Raw genomic sequence first — 25,908 nt, forward strand, 5'->3', positions numbered from 1 at the left:
CGGGACGTTGCAATCAGGCTGCGGATCGAACAAACGGGTAATCTTCTTGGGCACGTGAGCAAATTTCACTTCGGTGAATGGCGCCGGATCGCGTGTGCCGCGAGAAGCCTGACAGGAGGTGAGTGCGATGCGCTCCCGGTTACCCCCGCTGAACGCGCTGCGCCTGTTCGAGGCGGCCGCACGGCTGTCGAGCTTCAAGAACGCCGCCGAGGAATTGCTGCTGACGCCGAGCGCCGTCAGCCACGGCATCCAGTCGCTGGAGGAATGGCTCGGCGTGCCGCTCTTCCTGCGGACCTCGAAGGGATTGGTGCTGTCGGAGGCGGGGCGCGCCTATGTCCCCGTCGTACGCCAGGCGCTCGACCTGCTGGCCAGCGGCAGCGCGCAGGTCATCAACAGACATGGATCGGGCCAGCTCTCGATCAGTGCGGCGCCGACATTCGGGGCGCGCTGGCTGCTGCCGCGATTGCACAAGTTCCGCGCGCTGCATCCGGAGATCCAGATCGTCATCGATACCGCACAGGAGCGGGCGGAGCTGTCGGAGGGCGGGGTCGATCTTGCGATCCGCATGGGGCGCGGCAACTGGCAGGGTGTCATCGCCGACAAGCTGGTCGCCGAGGAGCTGGTTCCGGTCTGCGCGCCGTCGATCCGTGAGCGGGTCCAGGGCCTCGCCGATATCGAGCAGGCGCCGCTGATCCATGTGACCCGAACCAGCGAGGACTGGGCGACCTGGGCAGCGGAAACCGGCCGTCCCGTGCCCGATATAGCGCGGGGCCTGCGCTTCGACACCATCCAGATGGCGTTCCAGGCGGCCTGCCGGGGGCTCGGCGTCGCGATGGGCCGCAAGCCACTGGTGAACGAGGAACTGGCTTCGGGCGCGCTGGTGGAGGTTTGGGAGGCGGTCCCGAGCAAGACCGCTTACTGGCTCGTCGGAGCCGAAAGCCGGGCGGATGATCCGCGCATGACCGCGTTCCGCTCCTGGATCCTGCAGGAAAGCGCGGCGCCAGCCACTTGAGTTCCTCAAGGCTGCGACGGCGCGACGCGTGAAGATCGTTCACGCGGAGGTCAATATTACTCATTTGCCTCGCGCCGCCACCGATGCGCATTCGAGAGCTTCCCGATCATGTGGTGGCTCATGAGTTTCGACCTTCTCCTCGGCTTTGCCGTCTATGCCTTCGTGACATCGATCACGCCGGGGCCGAACAACACGATGCTGCTGGTGTCGGGAGCCAATTTCGGCTTCCGGCCGACGATTCCGGCCATTCTCGGGGTCAATCTCGGCTTCTCCGCCATGGTGCTGGCGGTCGGGCTCGGCATCGGCACGGTCTTCACGGGCTTTCCGATCCTGCACGATCTGCTGCGCTATGGCGGCGCGGCCTATCTCGCCTATCTCGCCTGGAAGATCGCCCGCTCCGGGGCGATGGGCACGGAAAGTGCCGGCAGCGAGCCCTTCGGCTTCGTGGACATGGCGGCCTTCCAGTGGATCAACCCCAAGGCCTGGATCATGGCGATCGGGGCGGTGGCGACCTACACGCCGCAGGATGGTTTCTTCTCCAACATCCTGATCGTAACGCTGGTCTACATGCTTATCAACGCGCCCTGCACCATCGCCTGGGCGGGCGTCGGGACGATGCTGCGCGGCTTTCTCGGCGATGCGCGCTTCCTGCGCGTCTTCAACATTGCGATGGCGCTGCTGCTGCTCGCCTCGCTCTATCCCGCGCTCGTCCCGGCAGCCTGAGGGCTGCCGACGATTCCGTCGCGGTGGCATGCGAACGCTCTGCAGAGCATCGGAGGCTTCGGAAGGAGGCATTGCCGGCAATCATCGGCGCAAGGTCACCGCCGGTGATAGGCGCCGGTCCAAATCGCAGGTAGGAAAGAGCAACCGGTTTTTGCTAGGTGTTTCTTCGTGAAGCTCCGGTACCCGCGAGGCCTCCCTTGAACCTGCCTGCCACAGGACGTTTTGTTTTCAGGCGTGCCGAGCTTTGGGCCGACGGCGTGATCCATGTCCTCGGCGTTGCCTTGGGATTGGGGGCCGTCGCAGTCTTGATTGCTCAGGTCGCGAGCAGCGCTCCGCTGTTCGACCTGATCCCTGTTTCGATCTACGGCGCGGCCCTGCTCGCCGTTCTCATCGTTTCCGCCACCTACAACATGTGGCCGATCTCGCCCCGCAAATGGTTCATCAGGCGCTTCGACCATTCGGCGATCTACGTCCTCATCGCCGGCACCTACACCCCGTTCCTGATGAAGCTGAGCGGGAGCGTTTTGGCTCAGGTTCTGCTGGCGGTCGTGTGGCTCGCGGCCGCTGCCGGGATCGTCATCAAGGTGGTTTTGCCGGGCCGGTTCGACCGCCTGTCGATCGCGCTTTATCTCGCGATCGGTTGGAGCGGCCTGCTGATCTGGGAAAGCGTCAGCCTGCTGCCGGCGACCACCCTGTGGTTGATCGTCGCCGGCGGCGTTCTCTACTCGATCGGGGTCATCTTCCACGTCTGGGAAAGCCTGCCGTTCCAGAATGCGATCTGGCACGGCTTCGTTCTTGTCGCTTCCGGCTGCTTCTACGGGGCGGTGTTTCGGGCTTATGCGATTGCGCCGATCGTGTGAGCCTGCGCCGATCGTGTGAGCCACTGAGAGGCGGTGGCGATCGGCTTCAACCCATGATGTCTTCGACGATCTGGCGAAGCTCTTCACGGGTGAGGCCGCAGGGCTCGGGTGCCCAATCCCGGGGGGCTCGTGGAGCGGTCGGCGCAGCATGAAGCTTCGGGCGGCCACTGCGTCGGGAGGCATTGTCCAAGAGGAGCGGGTTGGGGGTCGTCGTCTTCAATTTCAATCGAACTTGATGTTGCATATTGTTCCAATTGCCGGAGGCGTAGCCTACGCGGCTTAGAGAAATCGTCGATTGCAATGCAATCGGCGCGGCGCCGCTTCATTTGCGGCGATCAAACTATGAATACGCGGGAAAAGCTCAGGGCTCATTTCGAGCGGGAGCAGGCCGGACACTCAGGTCGACGCTGCCTCTATATGCAGCGAGTGTGGCGACATCAAGTCTGGCCAACTCGGTCAACGCCGGGAAAACAGGAACCGGCCGAGTCGGCAGATTCTAACGCGCTGTCCGTACAAGGAGCTTTGGAGCGGGTACCGGGAATCGAACCCGGGTATTCAGCTTGGAAGGCTGCTGCTCTACCATTGAGCTACACCCGCATCGGGCGCCAAATTCCCCATCCGACCCGCCAGTGTCAAGGGGCCGATCAGGGTTGTCCGCCAGATGTCGCCCTGGCGCGCTCCCGTCTCTCGCCAGGGAGACGGCCGCCGGCCTCAGAAGCCGAAGTTGAAGCCGGCCTTGACGATATCCCCGGCGGTGCGGGCGCGCATGATCGCATATTGCGAGGGCGCGAGCCCGGTATAGTCCTGCAAGGTCAGCTTCTGGTTGCCCAGGTCGTAATGCGTGTAGTCGAGCCTCAGCGTCATGCCGGGCATGATCGCATATTCCACGCCACCACCCAGAGCCCAGCCGCTGGCGAGACCTGACCGGGAGGCTGCGGCGCCCGAGGTCGTGGCCGGATTGTCTGGCGCGATCGAGCCCTTCTGGTCGACGAGCCCATAGGCATAACCGCCGCTGCCATAGATCATGACGTCGCCAAGGACGAAGCCGGCGCGGGCGCGGACCGTGCCGAGCATCGAAACCTCGTTCTCGGCGCGGGTGGTGAAGCGAGTCCCGCCGGGGCTGGCCGCGACCGTCTGGCTGCCGCCGAGGCGCGTCGCCGAGAGGTCGGTCTCGGCGCCGATGACGATGGCGCCGATCTGGTAGTTGAAGCCGAATTGCGCTCCACCGACCATGCCGCTCCCGTCAGGCGTCAAGCTGCGCGGCACGGCCAGCGGATTGATCGCGCTGGCAGCGAGGATCGGTGTGCCGAACGTCGTCGTCGTGGTCGTCGTGGTCCCCACAATGGGCGACGTCGTGGTGACGGTCGTGGTGGTGGTCGTGGTCGGCGTGAAGATCGGGCTGCCGAACGGGCCTGCCACCGTCGTGCGGTCGCCCTGCCGGCCACCGCCGAGCGAGCCGCCGACATAGAAGCCGGTCCAACGCGGGCGTTCGGGCAGCAGGGTGGGCAGGACGGGCGCCATGGCCTGCGGTGCCACACCCTGAGGCGTCGCGGGCGGCGCCTGACGCGGCGCGCCCGACTGAGCCGGCGAGACGCCGCGCGGCGTGTAGTCGGCGCGGCGGGTGCGGGGCTGCTGCACGGCGGGGCAGACCGGGCAGGTCTGGGCGACCTGGACGCGGTTGCGGCTGGGCGCGGTTGCAGCCAGCCGCAGGGCCGCGGCGGTGTGGTCGGAGACAGGATAGAGCCGGGCATAGAGCCGGAAGGATTCGGCATCGCCCGCGAGAATGGCCTCGGCCCAGGCGCGCTCGTCAGTGCGCTGGGCGAGGATGCGGTTCAGGCGCAGCGCGGTCTGGTCTTCGGGGTTGATGGCCAGCGTGTTGCCGTAGATGTCGCTGCGGTCCCAGGCGATCGCGGTGCGGGCGGCATCGGCCGGCGACATGGCGCGCAGCGAGGCCAGCGTCGGGCGGGCCGTCAGGGGCACGTTGCCGGCGGTGGCGGGCTGGGCCGCAGGGGCGCCGGCCGGGCGCTGGAAGAAGCTGAATTCGGTGATCAGCGAGGAGGTGTCCCAGGGGATCTGGGTGCCATTGGTGGAATCGTAGACGGCGAGGCGGATGCGGCGGAAGATCTGCTCGACGGCGAGGCCCGGCTCGCGCGCCTCGCGCAGGAAGGCGGTGGTGAAGGGGCTGTTGGAGCCGGTGCCGTCAGCTGCGGTGGAGCCCGGCGAGGTCGCGAAGGCGACGAAGGTGCCGCTGCCGGAATCGACGCGGGCGAGGCCGGCCTCGTTGCTGATGCCTTCATTGGCGCCGTCGACGATCTGCAGGGCGAGGCCACGAGCGACCTGACGGTTGGCGAAGGGATTGTCGCGGCAGGCGTCGAGGATCGCGATCTTCGACTTGGCGCCGGCACCGTCGAGGCGGCGCAGGATATCGCCCAGCGAGAGCGATTGATCGGCGATGCTGGTCGCGATCTGGGGGCGGATATCGGTCGGCAGGATGTAGTTGGCGCCGTCGAGCTGCACGGCGTGGCCGGCGTAATAGACCAGCGCCGTGGAGTCGGCACCGCTGCGGCGGACCTTGTCGATGAAGACATCGAGTGCGCCGCGCAGGCCGGCAAGCGAGAGATCGAGCGCCGGCGTGATGTCGAAGCCTGCTTCCCGCAGCATGGTGCTGGTGGCATTGGCGTCGTTCAAGGCATTGGGCAGCTTCGTGACATTGGCATAGGCGCCGTTGCCGACGACGAAGGCGAAGCGCTTCTGGGCAAGAGCGGGCGTGGCGCCGAGGCTCAGCGCGGCGAAGGCTACCGTCCACGCTGCGATGAGATACGCATAGGCCCGGGCATGTATCCGCATGCTGCTTCCCCTGCGCGAGAAGAACGACTCGCTGGACCCTGTCTGACGCCCGCGATTCGAAGGGGCGTCCGCCATATGATGGAGGTTCCCAGAAAGCCGGCACTTGAAGCAACATCAAACCGCCGCTGGAAAGCCACGATCCGGAACCGGCTCAGGCGGTCTATTCTTCAGGTTTCGCCTGATGTTGGCAGCGTCAATCGCAGCGGTTCCTCAAGCGTAATCGCGCGGGTGTGACTTAATTGTCCGGTATCGGAGAGCTTGTTCCAGCCGTGCCGCGAGGGCAGGGTCGGACGACGCTCCTTCAAATGAATGAGGCGTCGGGGCGGTGCTTCGGCTCGAATACCGGGGACGAAGCCGGGCGGCAGCGGGCATGACGAGCGATCCAGCGATCAATCCCTATGATGCCGTGGCCTATCCCGGCCATTCCTTCGCGCAGACCCATCCGGCGCGTCTGGCGACCATCGCGGATTTCCACGGCTTGAGCCCGGCCCTGCCAAGCGCGATGCGCGTGCTCGAACTGGGCTGCGGACGCGGGGGAAATCTCATCCCGATGGCGGCGCAGTATCCCGACAGCCGCTTCCTCGGCATCGACCTCAGCGGTGACTCCATCCGGCAGGCAAGCGCCAATGCCGCGGAGCTTGGCCTGAGCAACCTCGCTTTCGAGCAGCGCGACATCCTCACTGTCGGCGAGGAGATCGGGACTTTCGATTACATCATCGTCCACGGCGTCTATTCTTGGGTGCCGGACGTGGTGCGCGAGCGAATCCTCGCGCTGTTCGGGCAATTGCTGGCGCCGCAGGGCGTGGCCTATGTCAGCTACAATGCCTTGCCGGGCTGCCGGCTGCGCGATCTCGCGCGCGACGTCATGCTCTTCGCGGTCAAGGACATCGATGACCCGCGCGAGCGGGTCAGGGTCGCTCGCGCCGCCCTGAAGGAGATCGCCGAAGCGAGCGATCCCGACAGCTTCCATGGCGCGGCGCTGCGGCAGCGCCTCAAGCAGATCGACGAGCTGCCCGATAACGTCTTCTATCACGACGATCTCAATCCCGGTGCGCGTGCCTTCGCGCTGCACGAGGTGCTCACGGTCGCCGAGCGAAATGGCCTGCAATTCCTGGCCGAAGCCTCGTTCCCGAACCTCTACGGCGCTGCCAAGGGGCCGGCCCAGCAGATGCTCGACAAGCTGCCGTTGGAGCAGGCGGCCCTGCGCGAGCAGGTGCTCGACCTGCTGATCGGGCGCGCCTTTCGCGAGACGCTCCTGTGCCGTGCCGATGTCCCGCTCAGCCGCGGCGTCCGGCCGGACTCGCTCAGGCCTTATCATCTTGCCGCCAATGCGCGGCTCGCGCCTGCCAAGGACGACGAGAAGCCCGGCGTCCAGCGCTTCAGCTTCGACGAGGGCGTGCAGCTTGCCGTCGATCTGCCATTGTGCAAGGCGGCGCTCGGCATCCTCAGCGCGATCTGGCCGGCGAGCATCACCTGGGATGAGCTGGTCGAACGGTCCTGCCGCGAGGTGGCCGGCGAGCTGGGGCCGGACCGCGCGCATGAGGTCGCGAGGCTGGACGAAGCCCTGATCGCGATCTTCAAGGCGGGGTTACTCGACATCCGATTGGAAGCGCCGCCGCTGACGACGGCGATCAGCGAGAAGCCGGCGGCCAGCGAGATCGCGCGCTGGCAGGCTGCGAGCTCTGCCGAGGTCACCGATCTGCGTCACCGGACTGTGCAGCTCGACGGCGTCGTCGTGCGGAAGTTCGTCAGCCTGCTCGACGGCTCGCGCGACCAGGGCATGCTGCTCGACGCGATGAACGCCTTCCTCGACGAGACCCGCGGCTCCGGGATCACGGTCCCCGGCCTGCCGGAGCGAGCGACGGCGGAGGAGGTGTCGATGCATCTGAAGGATGTCGCGCGCCTCGGGCTGCTGCGGGCGTGACGATTGTGAAGCGCCCGTGCCGGGCGTAACCTTCCGGCAGGGGGCGATGGGGCGCAGGCCAGCGGAATGAGCGAGCGCTTCCGGCAATTCCAGGCGCTGTTTCCGGAGGAGGCTTGCCTCGCCGCGCTGATGCGCTTGCGCCGCGGCGGGACACGCATGAATTGCCCCGCCTGCGGCCGGCCGGCGCAGTTCGAGCCGCGCCCGAAGTTGCGCGGTTTCGCCTGCCAGCATTGCAATTACATGATCCATCCGGCGGAGGGGACGCCGCTGGAGAGCCGGCGCACGCCGCTGCAGCTCTGGTTCTACGCGCTGAAGATGGTGTCGGAGCAGCCGGGCAAGGGCGTTGTCGGCACGATCGCGCGCGAGGCCGGCGTGCCGCAGGTGATGGCGCAGCGGCTTGTCGACGATCTCGCGGCGCTTGCCGGACGGGGCGATGCCGGCTGGCTGGAGGCGCTGCGCAACCTCGTGACCGGGAAGCCGGAAGCGGCCGCGACGCCGGTGCCGGCAAGCCCGCTGCCTCCGCGTCCGTCATCGGCTCCGGGCGCGCCGCGCCCTGCGCGACAGGTGGTGGCAGAGCCGTCGCGACCAGCTCCGGCGCGGCCGGCTGCGGTTGCTCCAGCCCCATCTTCCGCCCCGCCGGCGGTGGCCGTTTCTCCGGCCTCTCCGGGAATCTCACCCGCCAAGCCAGCGGCCGCTGCCGAGCCGCCCGATGCGCGGCCGAAGAAGGCTGCTTCCGGACGCAAGGCGATCGCGGCCGTCGCGGCCGGCGTCGCCTGCGTGACGGCCGCTGTGCTCGGGCTGGCCTATGCGCGGCTCCAGCAGCCGGAGCGGCCGCAGCCGGAGCGCGGGGTCGATATCGCCGCGGTGGAAGCCCCGGCGCTGAAGGATGCGCCGGCCCGGCCTTCGCTGATCCTGTCCTCGGTCGAGCAGGATCTGGAGGGCGCGCGGCAGGCGGCCCAGTTCGCCCTCGACAACGATCCCTCGCTGGCGGCGATCAAGCCGCAGGAGGACGCGCCGACCCAGCAGGTGCCGGTCAACCAGCTGCAGCTGCCGTCCAATATCCTGCTGGTGCCGCCGAAGATGCAGGGCGGGCCGCCGCCGGGACCGGTCTCGCCCAGCGGCGCGCCGCAGCCCCCACCGCAGATCTCCAGCGGCGATCCCGACCAGGTGCTGACCTTCGGGCCGATCAAGATCCGCCGCCACCTCGTCGACACCATCGTGCGCGCCAGCAAGGTCGTCGGTGCCGACCCGACCCTGCTGATGGCGGTCGCCGACAAGGAATCCTCGTTCTCGACGGCGGTGAAGGCGCAGACCTCCTCGGCGACAGGGCTCTACCAGTTCATCGAGCAGACCTGGCTCGGCGTGATCTACGAATTCGGCACGAAGCACGGGCTTGGCGCCGACGCGAAAATGATCGGCAAGTCGGGCCGGCAGTTCGTGGTCAGCGATAGTGCCCAGCGCCAGCGCATCCTCGACATGCGGCGCGAGCCCTATATCTCGGCGCTGCTGGCGGCCGAGATGCTGAAGCGCGACACGCTTCGGCTGGAACGGGCGCTGGGACGCCACCTCACCGGCGGCGAGATCTACCTGATCCACTTCCTCGGCCCGGACGCGGCGCAGACCTTCATCGAGACGATGGAAGAGCAGCCCGGCGTCAAGGCGGCCGAACTCCTGCCCAAGCCGGCCCAGGCCAACCGGCCGATCTTCTATGCCGATGCCGGGGGTGAGACCAAGGTGCTCACGGTCTCCGAGGTCCACAAGAAGTTCAACGAGATGATCAAGGTCAGGCTCGACCGCTACAGCGCGGTCAGGCCGGGGCAGGGGCCCGGCATCGCCCGGCCGCAACCGAAGAAATGACGCCTTGCCGCCGCGTGCGGCCATCCGCTCCCAGCGAGCACTGAAAGGAGACGATCCATGCCGGCCAACCGTTTCGAACAGGTCGACGAGCCGCCGACCGATGCGATCACGCTCAAGCTGTCGGAGCGCGGTGGGGAAGCCTTCGGGCATGTGCTCTGTCCGGCCGATCTCGCCGGCGGGCATCTCGTCAATGATTTCGTCAGCGACGAACTGGCCGCGAAGGATGCTTTCCGCACCGCGATCCGCCTCGCCAACGAGATCCAGGCGCCGATCGTGGTCGAGGACAAGGCCGGCGTCTGGCAGGACGAATGGGGCGTGCTGTATCGGGAGGATTGAGGGTGGCCGAGACGACAAAGGCGCGGGGAACCCTCTCCTGTAAGGAGAGGGCAGGGTGAGGTGTCGGCCGTCAGGTGGTTTGCTGCGAGGTGGTCGCTGCGCGGCGGTGGGGCTGCAATTCGCTGATCCAACGGCCTACACCTCACCCCTACCCCTCTCCTTACAGGAGAGGGGTTCCCGCGGATGTCCACTCCGTCCCCGCTTCACTCGATCCGGAAATACTTGATCCCCAACCCCAGCTTGCCGCTCTGGCGGGCGAGGTCGAGCTTGAGATTGGCGAAGAACTCGCTCGCGGGCGAGGGATTGGGGCCGGAGAGCGCCGGCAGCGGCTCCTTGGTGACGAGCGCGAGCACGGTCTGCGGACGCGCGGCGCCGCCGGTCGATTCGAGCTTGAGGTTGAAGGTCACCTTGTTGCCCTCGCGCTTCATGAAGCTTGCGAGATTGTAGACGAGGCCGTCATCGCCGATCAGCACGACATCGAGATTCTGGCCGCCGCCGGCCTCGACCGAACCGTTGAGGATGTCGCCGCTCTTCATGTTGAAGGCGCCGATCTGGATGCGCGGGCTACGATCGATGCCGATGCCGGGCCGGCGCAGGAAATCGACCATCGGGCATTGCGCCTCGGTCATCGGCCGCAGATGGATCTGCGCCTCGAAGCCCTGCGCCGCCTTGAAGGCGCTGTCGAAGGCGACGAAAGGCGCGGACGAGCTGCCGAAGCCTTCCAGCGTCGCCTTGCGGTCGCCGATCTCGAGCGGCCAGAGGAAAAAGCAGGAGCCGCCGTCATAGTCGCGGACATAGCGCTCGATCCGCTCGGCCGGCGTGCGCGGCTCGGGGTCCGGAACGATGGCGGTGGCCTGCGGCTGCGGTGATGGAACGCTCTGGCTGAGAGGCGGCGTCGGAATGACGACCGCGACAGGTGGCGGCTCCGGCGGCTTCACCTCGACGACAGGCGGCTGCTTGACGGGTTCGGCCCCAGGCGGACGAGCCGGCGCCTGCTGCTGTGGTGGCTCGGTGTTCACAGCAACCTGCGAGCCGGGTGAGCTTGACGGGGGGCGCTGCGGCCGTTGGGGCTGCTGCTGCCCCGTTTGCGGTTGCGCAGCCGGCGGCTGTACCACCGGAGGCGGCGCCGGTGGGTTCGGAGGAGCCGGAGGTTTCTCGGCGGCCGGCGCGGGCGTCGTGGGGGCTGCCGGCTGCGCCGGTGCTTCGGTCAGCGCTGGGGGAGCGCTTGCCGGCGAGGCCTTCGCGGCAGGCGCTTCGGTCAGGGCAGGCGGTGCGTTCACCGCGGCAGTCGGAATGCTGGCCGAGGGCTGCTCCGAGAGCGGCGGCGGATCGTTGGTCGCGACCCGCGCCGGCTGCCCGCCACCCATCGTCGTCCAGGCGTAGAAGCCACCACCGGCCAGTAGCGCGAGCGCGGCGATGCCGGCGACGAGCGGCAGGGGCGAGCGCCCCGGCTTGTCAGTCGTGGTTCTGCCGACCGGGGCCTTGGCTGTGGCCTTCTTGCCTGGGGCGGGCGCCTGCCAAGTGGCGACCTCCGCCATGTCGGCGGGGCGGTCCTTCGGGTCGGGCGCGAGCATGCGCGCGAGCAGGGGGCGGATGCGCGCATCGACGCCCGAGAGATCGGGCAGTCGGCGGCGCTTGTCGATGATGTCGACCTGGCTGCCGCCCATGTCGATGGCGCGCCCGGTCAGGGCCTGGGCCAGCACGAGCGCGAAGGAATACATGTCCGAGCGGCCGGAGACCTCGCCGCCATAGAGGCCGAGCTGCTCCGGCGAGACATAGTTGTACTTCCCGGCGAAGCCGGAGCCGATGACCGTGCCTTCGCCGAGGATGCTGGAGCGGGCGATGCCGAAATCGATGATCTTGGCGCGGGAGGGATCGCCGCCCGGCAGGATGATGTTGTCGGGCGAGATGTCGCGATGGATGATGCCGAGCCGGTGCGCGGCATGCAGGCCGGGTCCGACGCGCTGGCGCAGGATGTCGGCTTCCTCGACGCTGAGTGGCCCCTGCTGGATGCGCTCGGAGAGTGGCTGGCCGTCGACGAATTCCATCGCCAGATAGGGCGTCTCGCTCACCGGATCGATCGCAAAGACGTAGTAGCGGACGATGGCCTCGTTATAGAGGTTGTGCAGCGCCGCCGCCTCGCGCCGGAACAGGGCGAGCACGGCGTCGTCGCGGGCCATGTCGGGGCGGATCATCTTGATCGCCACGGCGTCGCCGGTCTGGATCGCGCGGCCCTTGTAGACCTCGCCCATGCCGCCGACGGCGATCAGGCTCTCGATCTCGTAGATGCCGTTGAGCTTCGTGCCGAGGCGGGCATTGGCGCGGGGCGCGAAGACGGTGCGTTCGGAATCGTCGCTCATGGCGTGGTGCTCCCTGGCGTCGCATTCCCCCTGACGGACCGGTTCGGCATCCAGCGTGTCCTTTCGCTCGTGCCCTGTCGATAGCGCACGATCACGACCGTGACATTGTCGCGCGCGCCGCGCTCCAGCGTCAGCGCCAGCAGGGCGTCGCAGGCGGCTTGCGCGCCGCCTGCCTCGACCGCGGCCAGTATCTCGGCGTCAGTGACATGCTCGGTCAGCCCGTCCGAGCAGAGCAGGAAGGCGTCGCCATCGGCGATCTCGCCGTTTTCGAGGTCGAGCTCCGGCGTCTCGTGCACGCCGATCGCATGGGTGATGACGTGCCGTCGGGGCGAACGCCTCGCCTCCTCGGCGGTGAGCAGGCCGCGATCGACCATGTCCTGAACCTCGGTATGGTCGCGCGAAACCTGCGCGATGCGGCCGCTGCGGACGAGGTAGATGCGGCTGTCGCCGGACCAGAGGCAAGCGAAATGGCGCTGGTGGATCAGCAGGCAGACCAGCGTCGCGCCCATGGTCGCGCCGCGCCGGTCGATCTCGGCGCGCAGGTCGTCATTGGCCTTGAGTATGCCGGCTTCCAGCATGGCAAGCAGGTCCGGCGCCGAGCCCGCGGCGCCGACCGCCTCCAGCGCCGCGACAACGGTCGCGCTGGCGAGCGCGCCGTTCTCATGCCCGCCCATGCCGTCGGCGACGGCCCAGAGGCCGATCTCCGGCCGCAGGATGAAATTGTCCTCGTTGGCCGTGCGGACCTTGCCGGTATGGCTGATGCAGCCGGTCTCGAAATCCGGGTTCCGGCGCGGGGCGTCATTCATGGCATCGCCCTCATGGTCCGGCGCGCTCGGGCGCGAGATGGCCGTCGAAACGGCCGGTGAGCAGGCCGGCGAAGAGATAGGGATCGGGCAAGGCGTGGCCGGTCAGCGCCAGCGGCTCGAAATTCGGACCGCCGATCGTCCAGAGATAGCACGCATGGGCATAGGCGCGGGCATGGTCCTCGACGCGCAGGGCCGCCAGCCGCTCCGGGAAGCCGGAGGCGATCGCGGCGCTGACGATGGTACCGTCGGCGAGGCGGACCATGTCCTGCGGCGGGGCGGCGAGATGGTGGTCGTGTGGGACGGGCAGGTTGGCTAGGCGCTGCGCCACGGCCTCGTAGCTCGCTTGCGGTTCCAGCGCCTGAAGCAAGAAATCCTCGATCGCCTCGAACCATTGATCCTGCGGGTCGAGCTCGGGCGGCGGGATCGCGGCGCCCGGGCTCGCGGCTGCGAAGACCGTCAAAGGGAAATAGCGGCCGACGCCATCGACGGAGGGCATGAAGGCGCCCGCAACCGTCTGCCCGCCATGGGCGCCGCCGAGCCAGAACCGCCAGATCGGGGCGTTGAGATAGGCTTCCTGCCAGCGATTGCCGAGCTCGAGCCGGCTCGCGGTCAGGCCACCCTGCAGCCATTTCTCGTAAGTCCCGAGGAAGCCGGAGGGGGCGTTCAACGCGATGAAGTCGCGCTTGGCCGGGAGCTTGCCGAAGAGGCCGCAGGGCACCTTGTCATATCCCAGAGGGGCAGCGGATTTCCCGCAGCGCCGGCAGGATCAGCGGGTTCTTGAGCGAGCCGACGCCGAACGAGTAGCCAACCTGCCGGCCGCCGGCATTCAGGTTGAAGCCGATATTGTCGCCCTGCTTCAGCACCGAGCCGGCATCGAGCAGGCGGAAGAAGGACCAGGTGCCCTCCTTCTCGAAGAGCTTGGCCTCGCCGCCCTGCGCGCCGCCGCCCTGCTGGCCCGAGGAGAAGAAGCCGCCGCTGAACATGCCGCCGGAAGCGTTGCCGCCGCCACCGCCCAGCGTCAGCGTCACCGCCGTCTTGCCGACGCCGCCGCCCGGCCACATCACCGGGGTCGGCGTGTTGACGCCCTGCTGGCTCGTCACGGTGAAGCCGTTGATCTCCAGCTTGGCATTGGCGGCATCGGCCGAGAGCGCGGTCGGCGTCACCACCATCTGGAAGGAGGGCAGGTTGCCGCCGGTCGGGAAGAAGGCCTCCTTGATCTCGCTGGCGCGTTGGAACTCACGCAGCGTCGTCGGCGAGAGCGCGCGGGCGACGCGGCTGTCGACGCGCCAGTTCCATTGCGGCTTGGAGGTGTCGACGAAAGGCTCCAGCCGCTCCTTGTAGAACTTGTCCATGATCTGGCCGGGCGCGAAGAGCCGGGCGAAATCGGCGAGCGGCACGTCGCGGGTGCTCGCCTTGGTGAAGGGATAGCGGTTGTTCATCACCTCGGTGCAGACCCGCGTGACCTGCTCGGCCAGCGCCTGCCGCAGCAGGGCGACGGTCGCGCCGGTGGCATCGCCCTCGAAATCATTGACCGCCTGGATCACCATGCCGTCGAAGGGCGCGGGATAGCGCGAGGAGTTTGCGCGCAGCGTCGCGATCAAGGGCACGAGCGCCGCGTTTGCCGCCGCCGACTGCGCCGGATTGGTCGCGGCGGTCGCGAGGTTCTGGTTGATCTCGGAGAAGGTCTGGAGGAGCTGATCGACCGGGCGGCGGCCGAGATCACCGTCGACCAGGACGTGGAAGGGCTTGAACTGGGATTCGATATCGGCGCCGAGCGCGGTATCGGGCCCGCCGCCGGCCAGCACGCGATCGACGCCGGGCGCCGCCAGCGGCAGGTTGGTGCCGAGGCGGTTCAGCGCATTGCTGGCGCGCTGGGCCAGCGTATCGGCTGCCGCTTGTGCCGCGGCCTGGGCGACCGCCTTCTTGGCGTTGGGGCGTTCCTTGGTGAGCTGCGTCTCGTCGCGGAGCGCCTCCAGCACCTGCTTGAACGGGGAGGTCGCGGCGCTGATCGCGCTGAGAGCAACATAGCGCGGCTTGTCGGCATTGAGCGGCCGCAGCTTTAGGCGCTTCAGCATGCGCTGCCAGCTCGCGGCATAGTCGCGGCTGTAGAGCTTCATCAGGTCCGGGAAGAGCGTCGCGTACTGGGCGGTGATCGCCTGCTGGTCGAGATTTTCGCCCAGCACCCAGCGCTCGCGCTCGATCTGGTCGCCGATATCGCCGAGCTTGGCGATGAAGGCGTTCTGGAAGCCGTCATAAGTGTAGAAATAGGGCACGCGGATCTGGTCGAGATCCTCGCCGGTGACGCCTTCGAAGACGAGGCGGACATCGGAGCCGCCGCGCTGCGAGACGACCCAGTCCTTCTGGCTCTCGCTACGGGATTGCGTGCGCAGGAGCTCATAGGCGCGCTCGGCGATGCTGAGGCGGCGCAGCGTCCGCTGGCTCTGCTCGATCAGCGACTGGTTGAGCTTGACGATCGGCTCGCCGGTGCCCTCGTCGAGATCGAGCATGGCGGCGAGGTGCTCCTCCAGCGCCTCGCGGCCCTTGGCATTGGCCGGGCCGGGGAAGAGGTTCTCGGCCCAGTCGAGCCGCATCCAGGACGTCACGAGCTCGCGGTCGAGCTTCGCCTGGCCGCCGACCATCATGTAGACCTTGAGCGCCTCGTAGACGAAGCCGGGGTTGTTGGCGTTGGCCTCGAGCTGTTCCTCCAGCCGGAAGATGATGCGCGAGCGCAGCATCCGCTCCAGCGCCTGCTGATAGGTGATCTCGGTCGCGTTCTGCAGGCGGTCGCGCTGGCTGAGGCCGAAAGTAGCGAGCGTCGGCGTCGGCTCGGATTTCGTCGCATAGCCGGCCGGCATGTTCCGGAGCTTGTGCAGCAGCGGCAGCACGCGGCTGAAATTGCGGTCGGAGATGGTGGTCTCCTGAAGGACCGGGGCCGCGGCGCTGCGATAGTCGGAAAGCCCGTAATTGGTCGCGGTGATCAGGTCGCTGTTACGCGAAAAGCTCGTCCACCACAGGCCGAGCGCGGCGAGCGACAAAAGCGCGACCGTGGCAAACCCCGCGATGCGCAGCGCGGTGGTGCGGCGGGCGGCGCCGAGATCGGTCGAGACCCAGCCGGATTCGCCGATCACGACCTTCTGGACCAGTTCGGTCAGGAAGTAGCTCTTGCCCTTGCCGGAGAACGAAGCCGCGCCAGCATGATCCGAGCCGAAATTGCGCGAGAGCGCGCCGATCAACTGGTCGATCGGCGTGCCTTCCTGCGTGCCCGAGGTGAAATAGAAGCCGCGCAAGGTCGCATTGGCGTGATAGCGCGTCGGCTCGAAGACGCGGGTCAGGAAATCGACGATTCCGCGCTTCAGCGTCGCCATCTGGCTGGGGAAGCCGAAGATCTGGGCGCGCGCGGTCGGATTGTGCTCGTCTTGGAGCCGGTCGGGCAGGCGCTCGTTCAGCCGCTCGATCAGCGCGTCATATTCCGGCGGCACATCGCCGATCATGTTGCGGGTCTTGTCGGCGGTCTGGAAGGTATGGCCCCAGACCATGCGCCGCTGCGGCTCGGTCAGCTGGCCGAAGAACTCGTTGAAGCCGGCGATCAGGTCGGCCTTGGTGAACACGGCATAGACCGGGAAATCGACCTTCAGCCGCTCGTGCAGTTCGAGCAGGCGGGCGCGGATCGCGTCGGCATGGGCGGCGATCTCCTCAGGGGAGGAGGTCAGCAGGTCCTCGACGCTGATCGCGACGAGCACGCCGTTGATCGGCTGGCGCGGGCGATTGGTCTTGAGCAGGTCGAGGAAGGCGAGCCAGCTCGACTTCTCCGCCTTTGTGTCGGTGTCCTGCGTGGTGTAGCGGCCGGCTGTGTCGATCAGCACCGCATCCTCGGCGAACCACCAGTCGCAATAGCGGGTGCCGCCGGAGCCTGCGACGGCGGCCGGCGTCGCGCCGCGCGCCAGCGGGAATTTCAGGCCTGAATTGACCAGCGCGGTCGTCTTGCCGGCGCCGGGCGGGCCGATGATGACATACCAAGGCAGGTCGTAGAGATAGTCGCCACCCTTGCCGCGCGCGCTCTTCAGCGTCGCCAGCGCGTCCTTCATCGCGCTGGAGAGGGCGGCGCCGTCGCCGGTCGACTCCTCCTTTTCCAGCGCCTCGGTGAGCGCCGCCGTCGCCTTGCGGCGGCGGATGACGATGACGGCGATCCAGGCGAGCGCCCCGACCAAAAGAAGCACGGCGATGGGCAGTCGGACCCAGAACGACTCGAACGGCCGGACCTCGCCGAAGGCGACGAAGGGACCGCCGAACCAGATCAGCGCGGCGAGCGCGAGCGCGCCGATCAGGATGGCCACGATGCGGAGCCAGGTGGCGAGATTCATCGTCCTGCCTCCTAGTTCTGACGCTGGATCAGGATTTCGACGCGCCGGTTCTGGGCGCGGCCGTCGGCCGTGGTGTTGGGCGCGATCGGGGTATCGGCGCCCTTGCCCTCGAAGCTGATCCGGTCCGGCTTGCTGAGCTTGGCCTTCAAGCCGTCGCCGACCGCCTTGGCACGGGCCTGCGACAGCTCGACATTGGAGGGGAAGCGGGCGGTGCGGATCGGCACGTTATCGGTATGGCCGACGACCTTGATCGCGCCGCCCTCCTGCTCCAGCACGGCGGCGATGCGCTCGATCAGCGGCTGGAACTCGGTGCGCACGGCGGCTTGCCCCGGTTCGAACAGCGTGATGCCGACGAGGCGGACAATGACGACGTTCGGTGTCACCAGGCAGACGATCGGCGGCTGCACGGCGGCGCAGACCTTGGGCGGCTGCGGCGGTGGCGGGGGAGGCGGCGGCGGGGCCGAGAAGACCTTGCGCATGATGCCGATCTCGCCCTTGGGATGGACCGAGAGCAGGGCGGTCGAGGCCGCCTCGGCATTGCCGGCGAGCAGGGCGCGGAAGACGAAATAGACGCCGAGCAGGGCAACCGCCGCGATCGCGGCCACCGACCAGACCGGCACCTTGAAGCCGGCGACGGCCTGCGCGATCGCCTGCCCGCGCCAGCGCGGCGACAATTCGGGATCGGGCTGCTTCACCCGCCGCAACGTCTCGAACAGGTTGCGCTGGATCGTCTGGAGATTGTTGGCGCCGCCGGCCGAGGTGCGGTGGATGCCCTGGAAGCCCAGCGCCAGGCAGGCATGCATCAGCTCCAGCAGGTCGTAATTGACCGATGGATCGGCCTTGGCCTTGTCGAGCATCTCGAAGAAGCGCACGCCGCCGATGCGCTCACCGAAGAAGCGCGAGAGCATGCTGTACTGCGTCCAGACATGGCGGTCGTCGCCGGGGATATTCTGGACGATGTCGTCGGCGCTGGCGGCGATGACGTATTTCGCGGTCTGCGCGGTCTCGGCCGAGACGCCAGCGGCGCGAACCTCATGCTCGAAGGCCTCGATCGTTTCGCCAACCTGGCCGAGAAGCTGGGCGAAGGGCGCGTTGGAGAGGTTGGCGCGCATCCGCCCGAGCAGCAGCAGCAGCGGGCTGGCTGCACGCAGAAGCGGGTTGGCATTCGGCGTCAGCAATTGGTCGCGGCGCGGCAGGGACTGGCCGCCGCCGGCCGGAGGCGGCGGGGCCTGCTGGCGCTGCGGGATCGGCGCCGGGTTCGACATCCATTCGTCGCCGGTGCCGGGCACGCCGGGCGAGGGCACCTGCGGCGGCTGATAGGGCTGGGGTGCCTGCTGTGGCGCGGCCGGGGCCGGCGCGGCGGGAGCGGGCGGCAGGGGCGCGCGGCGCCCGCCGGGGTTCGGCCTGATGATCGTCCGCTCGGAGCGGCCGAACGGATCTGAGGGCGAACCCGGATCGCTCATCGCCTGCCCTCCAGAACGGCCCAGAGCTCGAGTTCGAGATCGGGCCAGTCACCGGAAAAATGCATGCCGATCGAACTCGCCGTCGAGAATTCCGGCCAGAGCGGCGAGGTGCGGTCGAGATAGAAGTATACATGATCCGTGAGCGCGCGGATCTGCGGTGGCGGCGTCGGCAGATGAACGAGATTGATGCCCGGCAGATGGGCATGGACGATCTCGTTCATCTTGGTGTTGGGGCCGATCTTGAAGAGCTGCGGGAACTGCGCCTGGATCTCGGTCAGCGGCCGGCGCGCGGCGACTTCCAGCACCAGCGTTGCGTTGCGCACGAGGCTGCGGTCGCGGATCGTCGACATGAAGGCGTTCTGCGCGCGCTCGACGATCTCCAGCCGAATGGCGCGGCGGCCGAGATTGGCCGAGAGGAAGTCCTGGATGTCGCGCACGACCGGGGCGAAGCAGTTCTCCAGGTCATCGTGATCATAGGCCGGATAGTCGCGGGCGCGACGCTCGGCCGTGGTGAAGGTCGCAAGCTCGCCGGCGAGCGCGAGGAAGGTCGTGAACAGCCGCTCGGGGTGGACGAAGCGCGAGCGGCGCATGTGCTTCAGCACCGGGATGCTGCGGTTGAGGAGCTGGAGCACGAAATAATCGGCGCTCTGCAGGCCGCCGCCCGCCGTCGGATCGGCGGCGTAGCGGGCCAGTTCCTCCAGCTTGTTGTCGATCCAGCCGATGACGCGGTCGAGCCAGCCCTCGATCACCGGATAGGCCGAGCAGACCAGCACGGGCGGGGCGAATTTCTCGTCGAAGAGGATCGCGCGGTCGCGCACTTCGAGGATGCGGCCGAGCGCGAGGCCGACATAGCCGGCCTTCGAGGTCTTGCGCAGCTCCAGCGTCAGGCGCGGATGGGCGACGTCGATCTCTTCTTCGGTCCGCAGCGAGGCGGTCGAATCGATCAGCATCTCGTTCGCCGGGACATAGCGGCTGGCCGAGCCGTTCAGCGTGTCCTCGACCTCCCGCGTATTGGCGGCGGCGAGCGGCAGCGAGAGCCAGACGATCTGGCCTGCGGCATTCTCCGGCACTTCGATCGCGGCCGGGAGCGGGCTGTTGTCAGGCAGCGCGAAGGGCGTGCCGTCCGGCATCACGCCGACGGCGCGGCGCAGGCCGATGCGGCTTTGCTGGGCGAGGTCGCGGTCGATCTCCAGCACCGAGAAGCCCCATGGATAGGGCGAGATGGTCCTGACGCGGCTTTCCAGCAGGTTTTCGAGATAACGATCGCTCTGCTGGAAGTGATGCGGCCTGAGAAACAGTCCTTCCGACCAGACGACCTTGCTGTACCACGACATTCCGGTCTCGCTCACTCGACGGCAGGCTGGGCGAGCTTATACGGGTCCTACCCAAGCGTCACCAAACGAATGCTAGCGCGCCGCGCGGGAGCCGCCATCATTGACTTGAAGGATGCGGCGGGGCGATTTTCACGGCAGTCCTCGTAGGTACGAATCCGTTCCAGCAGGAGGCTCACATGCCCAAGGGACCGGCCGCCCGTATCATGGACCCGGTGCTACATCCGCTGCCGCCAGTCCTGCAACCGGGACCAGGCAGCGTGAACGTGATCATCGGCGGCATGCTGGCCTGGCGCGGCGTGCCGGCCGCTGCTGCTGCCGCGATCCAGGCCGCCAAGGCGGTCTCCGATGCGGCCCTGCAGGTGGCTCAGGCCGCCACCGTCGCCGCGGCCGGCACGCCGGGAGCACCGGCCGCCATCGCCGCCGAGGAAACCGCCAAGAACTCAGCCGCCGCCAGCATGGGCTCGACGATCACAGGCGCGGCCGGCGGCGCCGATATCCATATCTGCCTGACGCCGCTCGGCCCGTTGCCGCTGCCGACGCATGGGCCCGGCGTCGTCATCGACGGCTCGCAGACGGTGCTGATCAACAACCTGCCGGCCTGCCGGATGGGCGACACGATCATCGAGGCGCTGGGCCCGCCCAACAAGATCATGATGGGCCTGCCCACCGTGATCATCGGCGGCTGATGCCAGATTGATTCAAGGATGCGGTGGAAGTCGCTGAGTCTGAATCGTTTTCTCGCTGCGAGGTGCGATGTCAAAGAGCAGGCGGACGGTGCCGGACCGGGCGGAAGCGAAGAGCGAACGCTTCCGCCACAAGATCGTGCAGCGCCTGTCCTCGGACCAGCGCCGGGCGAAGAACCATGGGCTCGCCCGCAATGGCAGGGTCGCCGAGACGCTCTGCTTCATGGCGCTGATCCGCGATCCCGCGCGGCGCAAGCGCCCGATCCTCCCCATTCCAAACGTGAGCTGCACGGCGGCGGTGCGCCAGTTCTTCCGGGCCGATGACGGCGAGCAGGCGGCGCATCTCCTGCCTGGCCAGATTTCGATCGATGGCGCCTTTCCCTGGCTGTTTCTGGCGGGGGCGGCGGCGCGGCAGCTGGAAAACCTCTTCGCCTATGTCGAGCCGCTGCGGGCCGACTACAACAAGGCCGATTCCGCCGCCGAGGCGAACGGCCTGACCGACGCCTTCGCCGATGCCTGCCGGAGGGTTTTGACGGGGAAGGGTGAGGCCGTCGCCGATATCGTCGCGGCCTATGAGCAGGCCTGGATACCCGGCGCGCTTGCCGCCTTCGCCGCCGCCGAGGCGCAGAAGCGCAGCAAGCCGACCCCACCGCCGATCGAGCGCGGCGTCGGCCTGGAATACGGCATGATCCTGAATTTCGAGGAGCGGATGGCCGCCTTCGAGGACGACTCGATCTGGGCGACCTACGAGCAGCTCAGCATCCTCGGCTATTACAAGGTCGCGATGGACGATGCGCCGCGCCAGCTCCAGCCGCGCGCCATCCGCGAAATCCTGGCGCTGCCGTCGGCTTGACCGGGCGGGGCGGGCGGGCCAAGCGAGCTGCGCCATTTCTCTCGCGACAGGACGTAAAGCCCATGACCATCGAACGCATCGGACTCGCCGCCCGCTACTGCGACGCTGCCATCTTCAACGGCATCATCTTTCTCGCCGGCCACGTTGCCGAGAAGACCGAAGGCGCCTCGCTGAGCGAGCAGACCGAGGAAGTGTTGGCGCTTCTGGAAGACACGCTGGCGCAGGCCGGCAGCCGCAAGGAGCGCATCCTCAGCGTCCAGATCTTCCTCACCGATATCAGCAAGATCGGCGAGATGAACGCGGTCTGGGACAAGTGGGTTGCGAAGGGCCATTCTCCGGCGCGCGCGACCGTCGAGGCGAAGCTGGCCTCGCCGGGCTACGCCATCGAGATTACCGCGGTCGCGGCGAAGGGTTGACCGACCGGGGCGTCATTCTCGGGCGAAGCGTAGCGCAGACCCGAGAAACTCTTGCCGAAAGGGGCGCCTTCTCGTCCTGAGATGCTCGGGTCAAGCCCGAGCATGACGGCCTTGTGCCCGTCACTTCCCGCCGCGGTCGTAGCACTCGGCGAAATAGATCATGAAGGCGTCGACGAGGCCGTTCTCGTAAGGTGCGGTCTTGGCGTCCCAGCGGGCGACATAGGCCTCCCACATCTTGGCCTTGCGCGAGCCGATCAGGCCACCGAGGCCGCCAGCCTGGGCCGTTGCCTCGTTGATCGCCTGCGGATCGAGGTCCTCGACCAGCATCTTGAGGGCGTGCTGCATGGCCGAATAGGTCTTGATCTGGTGCGCCTTGAGGTCGCGGAAGCTCTCGTCGAAGGCGCGTTTGGCATCAAGATAGCCGCTGCGCGGTTGGCCGAAGATCAGTTGCAGGGCGTCGTCGACGGTCGGCGAGAATTTCAGCGGGTTGTTGTCCTGCGCCTGGATCATCGTCTGGCTGGTGCTGCGGGCGATGCGCTTGGTCTCGGCACGGGCGGCGAGCAAGCCTTTCAGCTCCTCGGCGATCAGCCGCATCAGGCCGCCGAGCTGTTCGGCGAAGGCACCAGGGTCCTGCGTCGCCAGCGCTTGCGGCGAGACGCCGGCGCCCTTGGCGAAGCGCTGCATGAACTCGCCCATCGAGATCGGGGCAGGCGCGCCGGGTTGCGGTGCGGCAGGTTCAGCCGGGAAGGGCGGCGGCGCGAAGGCCGGTGCCGGCTCGGGAGGCTGCTCAGCCGCCGTATCGGGCGGAAGCGCGTCCTCGGCCGGCTCGTCCCACGGGCTGGCGCTGGCCGGGTTGTTCGCGGGCGGGCGCCGCGGCGTCGGGATCGGTGCGACCGGCTCCTCCGGCGGAAGGGGCTGCGGCTGGAGCGGTGCCCAGGCGAATTCGTCGTTTCGTGCCGCGGGAGGCGACCAGTCCCGCGCGGGCGGAGGTGGCGGCTCGGCGCTCGGAGCCGGGATGTCGGCCGCCCAATCGATGAAGCCGGCATGGACCGGCCTGGCATGGTTCGGCGGCATCAGGTCGCGGCGCGGAATCGGCGGCGCGGCTTCCTCGCTCTGCGCCCACAGCGATTCCGGCTGGGCGGCGTAGGGCGGCGGGGCAGGGGCAATGTCGGCGGCTTGTCCGGCCTCGCCCTCGATGGCAACGGCGATGATGTAGTGGCCGATCTCCAGCCTGTCGCCGTTCTGGAGCCGGTAGGGCGATTGCACGCGATGCTCGCCGCCATTGACGAAGGTGCCGTTGGTCGAGATGTCGCGCAGCCACCAGCCGCCGTCGCGGAAGCGGATCTCGCAATGGCGGCCGGAGACGGCGCGCGACGGATCGGGCAGCGCCCAGTCGAGATGCTGGTCGCGGCCGATATCGAGGCCGCGCCCGCCGCTGGTGGTCACGCTGAGCGGGCCGCCATCGGGCAGCGAGGTCTCGTTCTCGATCTTCAGTGTCAGCGCCATCGCGGACATCCCGTTACGGCCTGAGCGGAAGGATCAGCGCTTGCCGGCATCGTCTTCAGCCAAACGAATGCATGCTTCGACGCAAGCACGCAATGCGCCTTCACGCTCGCGTGCGGGGAGAGAGTTGATCGCATTGAGCACCGCGATCCGGGCCATTTTCGCGGTCAGGTCCGACGGCGTCGGGATCGGGTGGCTCTCCGACATGCTGCCGCCTGAATAGCCGGCAGCCCAGGCGACGAAGGTGCCGGGCCGCGCGCTGTCACCGGTCTGGGCCTGCCGCAGGGCCTCGAAGCGGGTCTTGTCGCCGGGTTCGCGCACCCAGGCCTCGGCGGCAGCAAGGCCGGGGTCCTGCGTGCCGGGCGGCTGCATCGAGCGCACCGCCTGCAAGGCCCACCAGACCGTCTCGCGCCGGGGCAAAAGGAACGCACAGAAGCTCGCCGCCTCCGTCGGCGCCGGACCCCTGACGAGCCGGCCGAGGAAAGCCAGCGGCGGCTCGGTGGTCGGCGCCATCGTGACGGCCTGACGGGCCGCGGGATAGGTCTCGAACACTTCGCGGGCGGTGCTGAAGCGCAGGCGTGACATGGAGGCTCCGGCCGTTCTGTCGTTGTCGGTCTACGGGGTCAGTTGATGTTCACCATTGGCGCCTTGACGACGAGGATGCCATCGCTCTTCACCTCCGTCAGCGCCTGGCTATGGATCGTGATGGTCGGCGATTTGATCTCAATGCTGCCGGGGGTCATCTTGATCGTGCTTTCCCCGACCTTGAGATTGATCTCCGTGAGCGCCTCGACGTCGAGCTTGCCGTTCTGGATGTCGAGCTTGTCGTTGCCCTTCTTCAGCGTGGTCTCGCGCGAATAGCCGCCGTCCTGGTAGCGTTCGCCGATATCGCGGGTCTCGATGTTGTTGACCGTGATCTTGTGGTCCTTCTCGGTTCGAATTTCCAGGACCTCCTGGTCCTTGCGATCCTCGAACTTGATCTCGTTATAGGTGTCGGAGAAGCCGGCTCCATCCGTCGATTCCGACTTGAGGCCGGACTGGGTCTTGTTTGCCGGCAGTTCGTAGGGTGGCTTGTGCTGGTCGTTGACGACGGCGCCGACGACCAGCGGCAGGTCCGGGTTGCCCTCGATATACTCGACGATAACCTCCTGGCCGATGCGGGGGATGATCTGCCCGCCCCAGCCCTTGCCGGCCCACATCTGCGCGACGCGGGTGCGGCAGGAGGTCGAGCCGTCCTCGCGATCCCAATGGAAGCGCAGCCAGATGCGGCCGTACTCATCGACGTCGATATCGCCTTCCTCGCCCTGGTTCTTCTCGCCGACCACCTTGGCGGTGTGCGGCCCGTAGACGGTCGGGCGCGGCGTCACGATCGGCGCGCGGAAGCGCTTGTCGCTTTTCTGGAGTTCGTAGGAGCCGTGATAGAGCGCCTCGTCCCGGCGTCCCGACGAGCGATAGCTCTGGATGCCGAAAGCATGGGTGGCGCGGACGACGATATATTCGCTGTTCTCGGCGCCGCTTGGGTGGTCGCAGAGCTTCATCAGCGCGCCGGGATAGAGGCTCGCGGCATCGCCGCCGGCATAGCGGCGGTCGTCCTGCGCTTGCTCGGCCTGGGCCATCACGCGGGCGAAATGCTCGCCCTGGTCGCGCTTGGTGTAGGCGGCCGGGTAGTCATAGGCCTCGTAGGACTTGGCTTTCGGGAAGCCTTCCTCGGCGCGGGCCGTGAGATCGGATTCCGATTTCTCGAAATCATAATCCTTGAGCTCGAACTTGCCGGTGCGCAGGCGGCGGATCGTCGACCAGTGGGTGAGATGCTCGACCATGCTGCGCGGGAAGCGGTTGCCCTGCTGGACGAAGGCATAAGCCGAGGCGTCGCCCTGGAAGCTCGGCTCGGCCGCGGCCGTCACCTGGTCATGAGCGGAGCGGGAATCGCAGAGCACGAGCTTGTGGTCGCCGTCGCTGTGCTTGAAGTAGTAGTAGATGCCGTACTGCTCCATCAGGCGCAGCACGAAGTCGAGATCGGTCTCGCGATACTGCACGCAGTAGTCGATCGGCTGGAGCGTCTCGCTGGTGCGGTCGTCGAAGCTCGCCGACCCCTCCTTCTTGAAAATCTCCTTGATGATGTCGAGCGCGGTCTTGTTCTTGAAGATCCGGCAATCGGCCCGCTGCGAGAGCAGCCAGAGCCAGGGCTTGAGCGTGAAGCGGTAGATATGGAGGTCGTCCTGCTGGCCGAGCCATTGGGCATCAACCAGCGTGCCGTTCAGCACACGCTCGCTCTTGTTCTTGAGCGTGAACTTGATCGAGCATTTTTCGCTCATGATGCTTTGCAGGTCGGCGTTCTCAGTCTTGCTGGTCGCCTCAATATTATAAGTGAATAATTCGCTCAAAGCTTCGTTGGCTTCGAACTTGATAAGTGTAAATTCGTCTTTCCCCGCCGGAGTTGAAAAAGACGCGGTTCTTTGTTCTTGCCCAAGAGCGGATGGCATCAATTGAACCTTTCGATTCGCGCCTCTATTTTTATCTTGACGTAGGTGATTTCTAGGTTCATCCTTCGGTCCCTAAGTCATCAACTG

At 67.3% G+C, this 25,908-nt stretch carries 19 protein-coding genes and 1 tRNA gene; 9 read left to right on the top strand and 11 right to left on the bottom strand.

Annotated features, from left to right (window positions below; all coding sequences use genetic code 11):
* Positions 1–127 precede the first annotated feature (127 nt).
* The 3 genes from gcvA (at position 128) to trhA (ending at position 2,595) form a co-directional block, all read left to right on the top strand.
* Complete coding sequence (gene gcvA, locus AC07NY_RS10025; protein WP_492287946.1) at positions 128–1,012, top strand: transcriptional regulator GcvA; 885 nt, start codon at positions 128–130, stop codon at positions 1,010–1,012.
* A 120-nt stretch (positions 1,013–1,132) separates the two neighbouring features.
* Positions 1,133–1,735, top strand: coding sequence for a LysE family translocator (locus tag AC07NY_RS10030; protein WP_494583588.1), 603 nt, complete (start codon positions 1,133–1,135; stop codon positions 1,733–1,735).
* A 197-nt stretch (positions 1,736–1,932) separates the two neighbouring features.
* A complete protein-coding gene (gene trhA, locus AC07NY_RS10035; RefSeq protein ID WP_494583589.1) occupies positions 1,933–2,595 on the top strand; it encodes a PAQR family membrane homeostasis protein TrhA in 663 nt (220 codons plus the stop codon).
* Between the two features lie 523 nt (positions 2,596–3,118).
* Here the strand turns inward: trhA and AC07NY_RS10040 are convergent.
* Both AC07NY_RS10040 and AC07NY_RS10045 read right to left on the bottom strand, forming a co-directional pair.
* A tRNA-Gly gene (locus AC07NY_RS10040) sits at positions 3,119–3,192 on the bottom strand.
* A 114-nt stretch (positions 3,193–3,306) separates the two neighbouring features.
* Entirely contained in the window at positions 3,307–5,442 is a 2,136-nt protein-coding gene (locus AC07NY_RS10045) for a caspase family protein (protein WP_494583590.1), read from the bottom strand.
* Positions 5,443–5,812: 370 nt separating this feature from the next.
* On the opposite strand from AC07NY_RS10045, the gene AC07NY_RS10050 reads away from it, so the two are divergent.
* From AC07NY_RS10050 to AC07NY_RS10060, 3 genes are all read left to right on the top strand, one after another.
* A complete protein-coding gene (locus tag AC07NY_RS10050) occupies positions 5,813–7,366 on the top strand; it encodes a methyltransferase regulatory domain-containing protein (protein ID WP_494583591.1) in 1,554 nt (517 codons plus the stop codon).
* A 66-nt stretch (positions 7,367–7,432) separates the two neighbouring features.
* Positions 7,433–9,223: a transglycosylase SLT domain-containing protein gene (locus tag AC07NY_RS10055; protein WP_494583592.1), complete on the top strand. Its 1,791-nt coding sequence runs from the start codon at positions 7,433–7,435 to the stop codon at positions 9,221–9,223.
* A gap of 57 nt (positions 9,224–9,280) precedes the next feature.
* Positions 9,281–9,559: a hypothetical protein gene (locus AC07NY_RS10060; protein WP_492287952.1), complete on the top strand. Its 279-nt coding sequence runs from the start codon at positions 9,281–9,283 to the stop codon at positions 9,557–9,559.
* Positions 9,560–9,762: 203 nt separating this feature from the next.
* On the opposite strand, the gene AC07NY_RS10065 is transcribed toward AC07NY_RS10060, so the two are convergent.
* Genes AC07NY_RS10065 through tssK form a run of 6 tightly spaced genes read right to left on the bottom strand, consistent with a single transcriptional unit; the run spans position 9,763 to position 19,883 of the window.
* Positions 9,763–11,919, bottom strand: coding sequence for a serine/threonine-protein kinase (locus AC07NY_RS10065; protein ID WP_494583593.1), 2,157 nt, complete (start codon positions 11,917–11,919; stop codon positions 9,763–9,765).
* Entirely contained in the window at positions 11,916–12,725 is an 810-nt protein-coding gene (locus tag AC07NY_RS10070) for a PP2C family protein-serine/threonine phosphatase (RefSeq protein WP_494583594.1), read from the bottom strand. Before AC07NY_RS10070 ends, AC07NY_RS10065 begins: the two co-directional genes overlap by 4 nt.
* Before the next feature lie 10 nt (positions 12,726–12,735).
* Positions 12,736–13,443, bottom strand: a complete 708-nt coding sequence (gene tagF, locus AC07NY_RS10075) for a type VI secretion system-associated protein TagF (RefSeq protein WP_494583595.1) — start codon at positions 13,441–13,443, stop codon at positions 12,736–12,738.
* A gap of 4 nt (positions 13,444–13,447) precedes the next feature.
* The gene (gene tssM, locus AC07NY_RS10080; RefSeq protein ID WP_494583596.1) at positions 13,448–17,086 is read right to left on the bottom strand and encodes a type VI secretion system membrane subunit TssM; all 3,639 of its coding nucleotides are present in this window, start codon (positions 17,084–17,086) and stop codon (positions 13,448–13,450) included.
* 11 nt (positions 17,087–17,097) lie between these two features.
* Complete coding sequence (gene tssL, locus AC07NY_RS10085; protein ID WP_494583597.1) at positions 17,098–18,549, bottom strand: type VI secretion system protein TssL, long form; 1,452 nt, start codon at positions 18,547–18,549, stop codon at positions 17,098–17,100.
* A complete protein-coding gene (tssK, locus tag AC07NY_RS10090; RefSeq protein ID WP_494583598.1) occupies positions 18,546–19,883 on the bottom strand; it encodes a type VI secretion system baseplate subunit TssK in 1,338 nt (445 codons plus the stop codon). The genes tssL and tssK overlap by 4 nt, the downstream gene beginning before the upstream one ends.
* Positions 19,884–20,059: 176 nt before the next feature.
* On the opposite strand from tssK, the gene AC07NY_RS10095 reads away from it, so the two are divergent.
* The 3 genes from AC07NY_RS10095 (at position 20,060) to AC07NY_RS10105 (ending at position 21,835) form a co-directional block, all read left to right on the top strand.
* A complete protein-coding gene (locus AC07NY_RS10095; protein WP_494583599.1) occupies positions 20,060–20,569 on the top strand; it encodes a PAAR domain-containing protein in 510 nt (169 codons plus the stop codon).
* Positions 20,570–20,636: 67 nt separating this feature from the next.
* Positions 20,637–21,419: a hypothetical protein gene (locus AC07NY_RS10100; protein WP_494583600.1), complete on the top strand. Its 783-nt coding sequence runs from the start codon at positions 20,637–20,639 to the stop codon at positions 21,417–21,419.
* Between the two features lie 62 nt (positions 21,420–21,481).
* On the top strand, positions 21,482–21,835 hold the full coding sequence (locus AC07NY_RS10105) for a RidA family protein (protein WP_494583601.1): 354 nt from the start codon (positions 21,482–21,484) through the stop codon (positions 21,833–21,835).
* 120 nt (positions 21,836–21,955) lie between these two features.
* Here AC07NY_RS10105 and tagH read toward each other — a convergent pair whose 3' ends face one another.
* From tagH to AC07NY_RS10120, 3 genes are read right to left on the bottom strand one after another with little or no spacing between them, the layout of a single operon-like run.
* Positions 21,956–23,341, bottom strand: coding sequence for a type VI secretion system-associated FHA domain protein TagH (gene tagH, locus AC07NY_RS10110; protein WP_494583602.1), 1,386 nt, complete (start codon positions 23,339–23,341; stop codon positions 21,956–21,958).
* Positions 23,342–23,374: 33 nt separating this feature from the next.
* Positions 23,375–23,923 (bottom strand): DUF6931 family protein, encoded by a 549-nt coding sequence (locus AC07NY_RS10115; protein WP_494583604.1) that lies wholly within the window; start codon positions 23,921–23,923, stop codon positions 23,375–23,377.
* Between the two features lie 38 nt (positions 23,924–23,961).
* Positions 23,962–25,821, bottom strand: a complete 1,860-nt coding sequence (locus AC07NY_RS10120) for a type VI secretion system Vgr family protein (protein ID WP_494583606.1) — start codon at positions 25,819–25,821, stop codon at positions 23,962–23,964.
* Positions 25,822–25,908: the final 87 nt, after the last annotated feature.

Source organism: Allobosea sp. GW821-FHT09G06, assembly GCF_059416005.1.

Bases quoted from the DNA above. Each gene is read 5' to 3' on its own strand.
- tssM (WP_494583596.1), bottom strand. From the start codon at position 17,086: ATGAATCTCGCCACCTGGCTCCGCATCGTGGCCATCCTGATCGGCGCG.
- AC07NY_RS10100 (WP_494583600.1), top strand. From the start codon at position 20,637: ATGTCAAAGAGCAGGCGGACGGTGCCGGACCGGGCGGAAGCGAAGAGC.
- AC07NY_RS10095 (WP_494583599.1), top strand. From the start codon at position 20,060: ATGCCCAAGGGACCGGCCGCCCGTATCATGGACCCGGTGCTACATCCG.
- AC07NY_RS10060 (WP_492287952.1), top strand. From the start codon at position 9,281: ATGCCGGCCAACCGTTTCGAACAGGTCGACGAGCCGCCGACCGATGCG.
- AC07NY_RS10120 (WP_494583606.1), bottom strand. From the start codon at position 25,821: ATGCCATCCGCTCTTGGGCAAGAACAAAGAACCGCGTCTTTTTCAACT.
- AC07NY_RS10050 (WP_494583591.1), top strand. From the start codon at position 5,813: ATGACGAGCGATCCAGCGATCAATCCCTATGATGCCGTGGCCTATCCC.
- AC07NY_RS10065 (WP_494583593.1), bottom strand. From the start codon at position 11,919: ATGAGCGACGATTCCGAACGCACCGTCTTCGCGCCCCGCGCCAATGCC.
- AC07NY_RS10115 (WP_494583604.1), bottom strand. From the start codon at position 23,923: ATGTCACGCCTGCGCTTCAGCACCGCCCGCGAAGTGTTCGAGACCTAT.
- tagH (WP_494583602.1), bottom strand. From the start codon at position 23,341: ATGGCGCTGACACTGAAGATCGAGAACGAGACCTCGCTGCCCGATGGC.
- tssK (WP_494583598.1), bottom strand. From the start codon at position 19,883: ATGTCGTGGTACAGCAAGGTCGTCTGGTCGGAAGGACTGTTTCTCAGG.
- tssL (WP_494583597.1), bottom strand. From the start codon at position 18,549: ATGAGCGATCCGGGTTCGCCCTCAGATCCGTTCGGCCGCTCCGAGCGG.
- AC07NY_RS10030 (WP_494583588.1), top strand. From the start codon at position 1,133: ATGAGTTTCGACCTTCTCCTCGGCTTTGCCGTCTATGCCTTCGTGACA.
- AC07NY_RS10045 (WP_494583590.1), bottom strand. From the start codon at position 5,442: ATGCGGATACATGCCCGGGCCTATGCGTATCTCATCGCAGCGTGGACG.
- AC07NY_RS10055 (WP_494583592.1), top strand. From the start codon at position 7,433: ATGAGCGAGCGCTTCCGGCAATTCCAGGCGCTGTTTCCGGAGGAGGCT.
- AC07NY_RS10070 (WP_494583594.1), bottom strand. From the start codon at position 12,725: ATGAATGACGCCCCGCGCCGGAACCCGGATTTCGAGACCGGCTGCATC.
- gcvA (WP_492287946.1), top strand. From the start codon at position 128: ATGCGCTCCCGGTTACCCCCGCTGAACGCGCTGCGCCTGTTCGAGGCG.
- AC07NY_RS10105 (WP_494583601.1), top strand. From the start codon at position 21,482: ATGACCATCGAACGCATCGGACTCGCCGCCCGCTACTGCGACGCTGCC.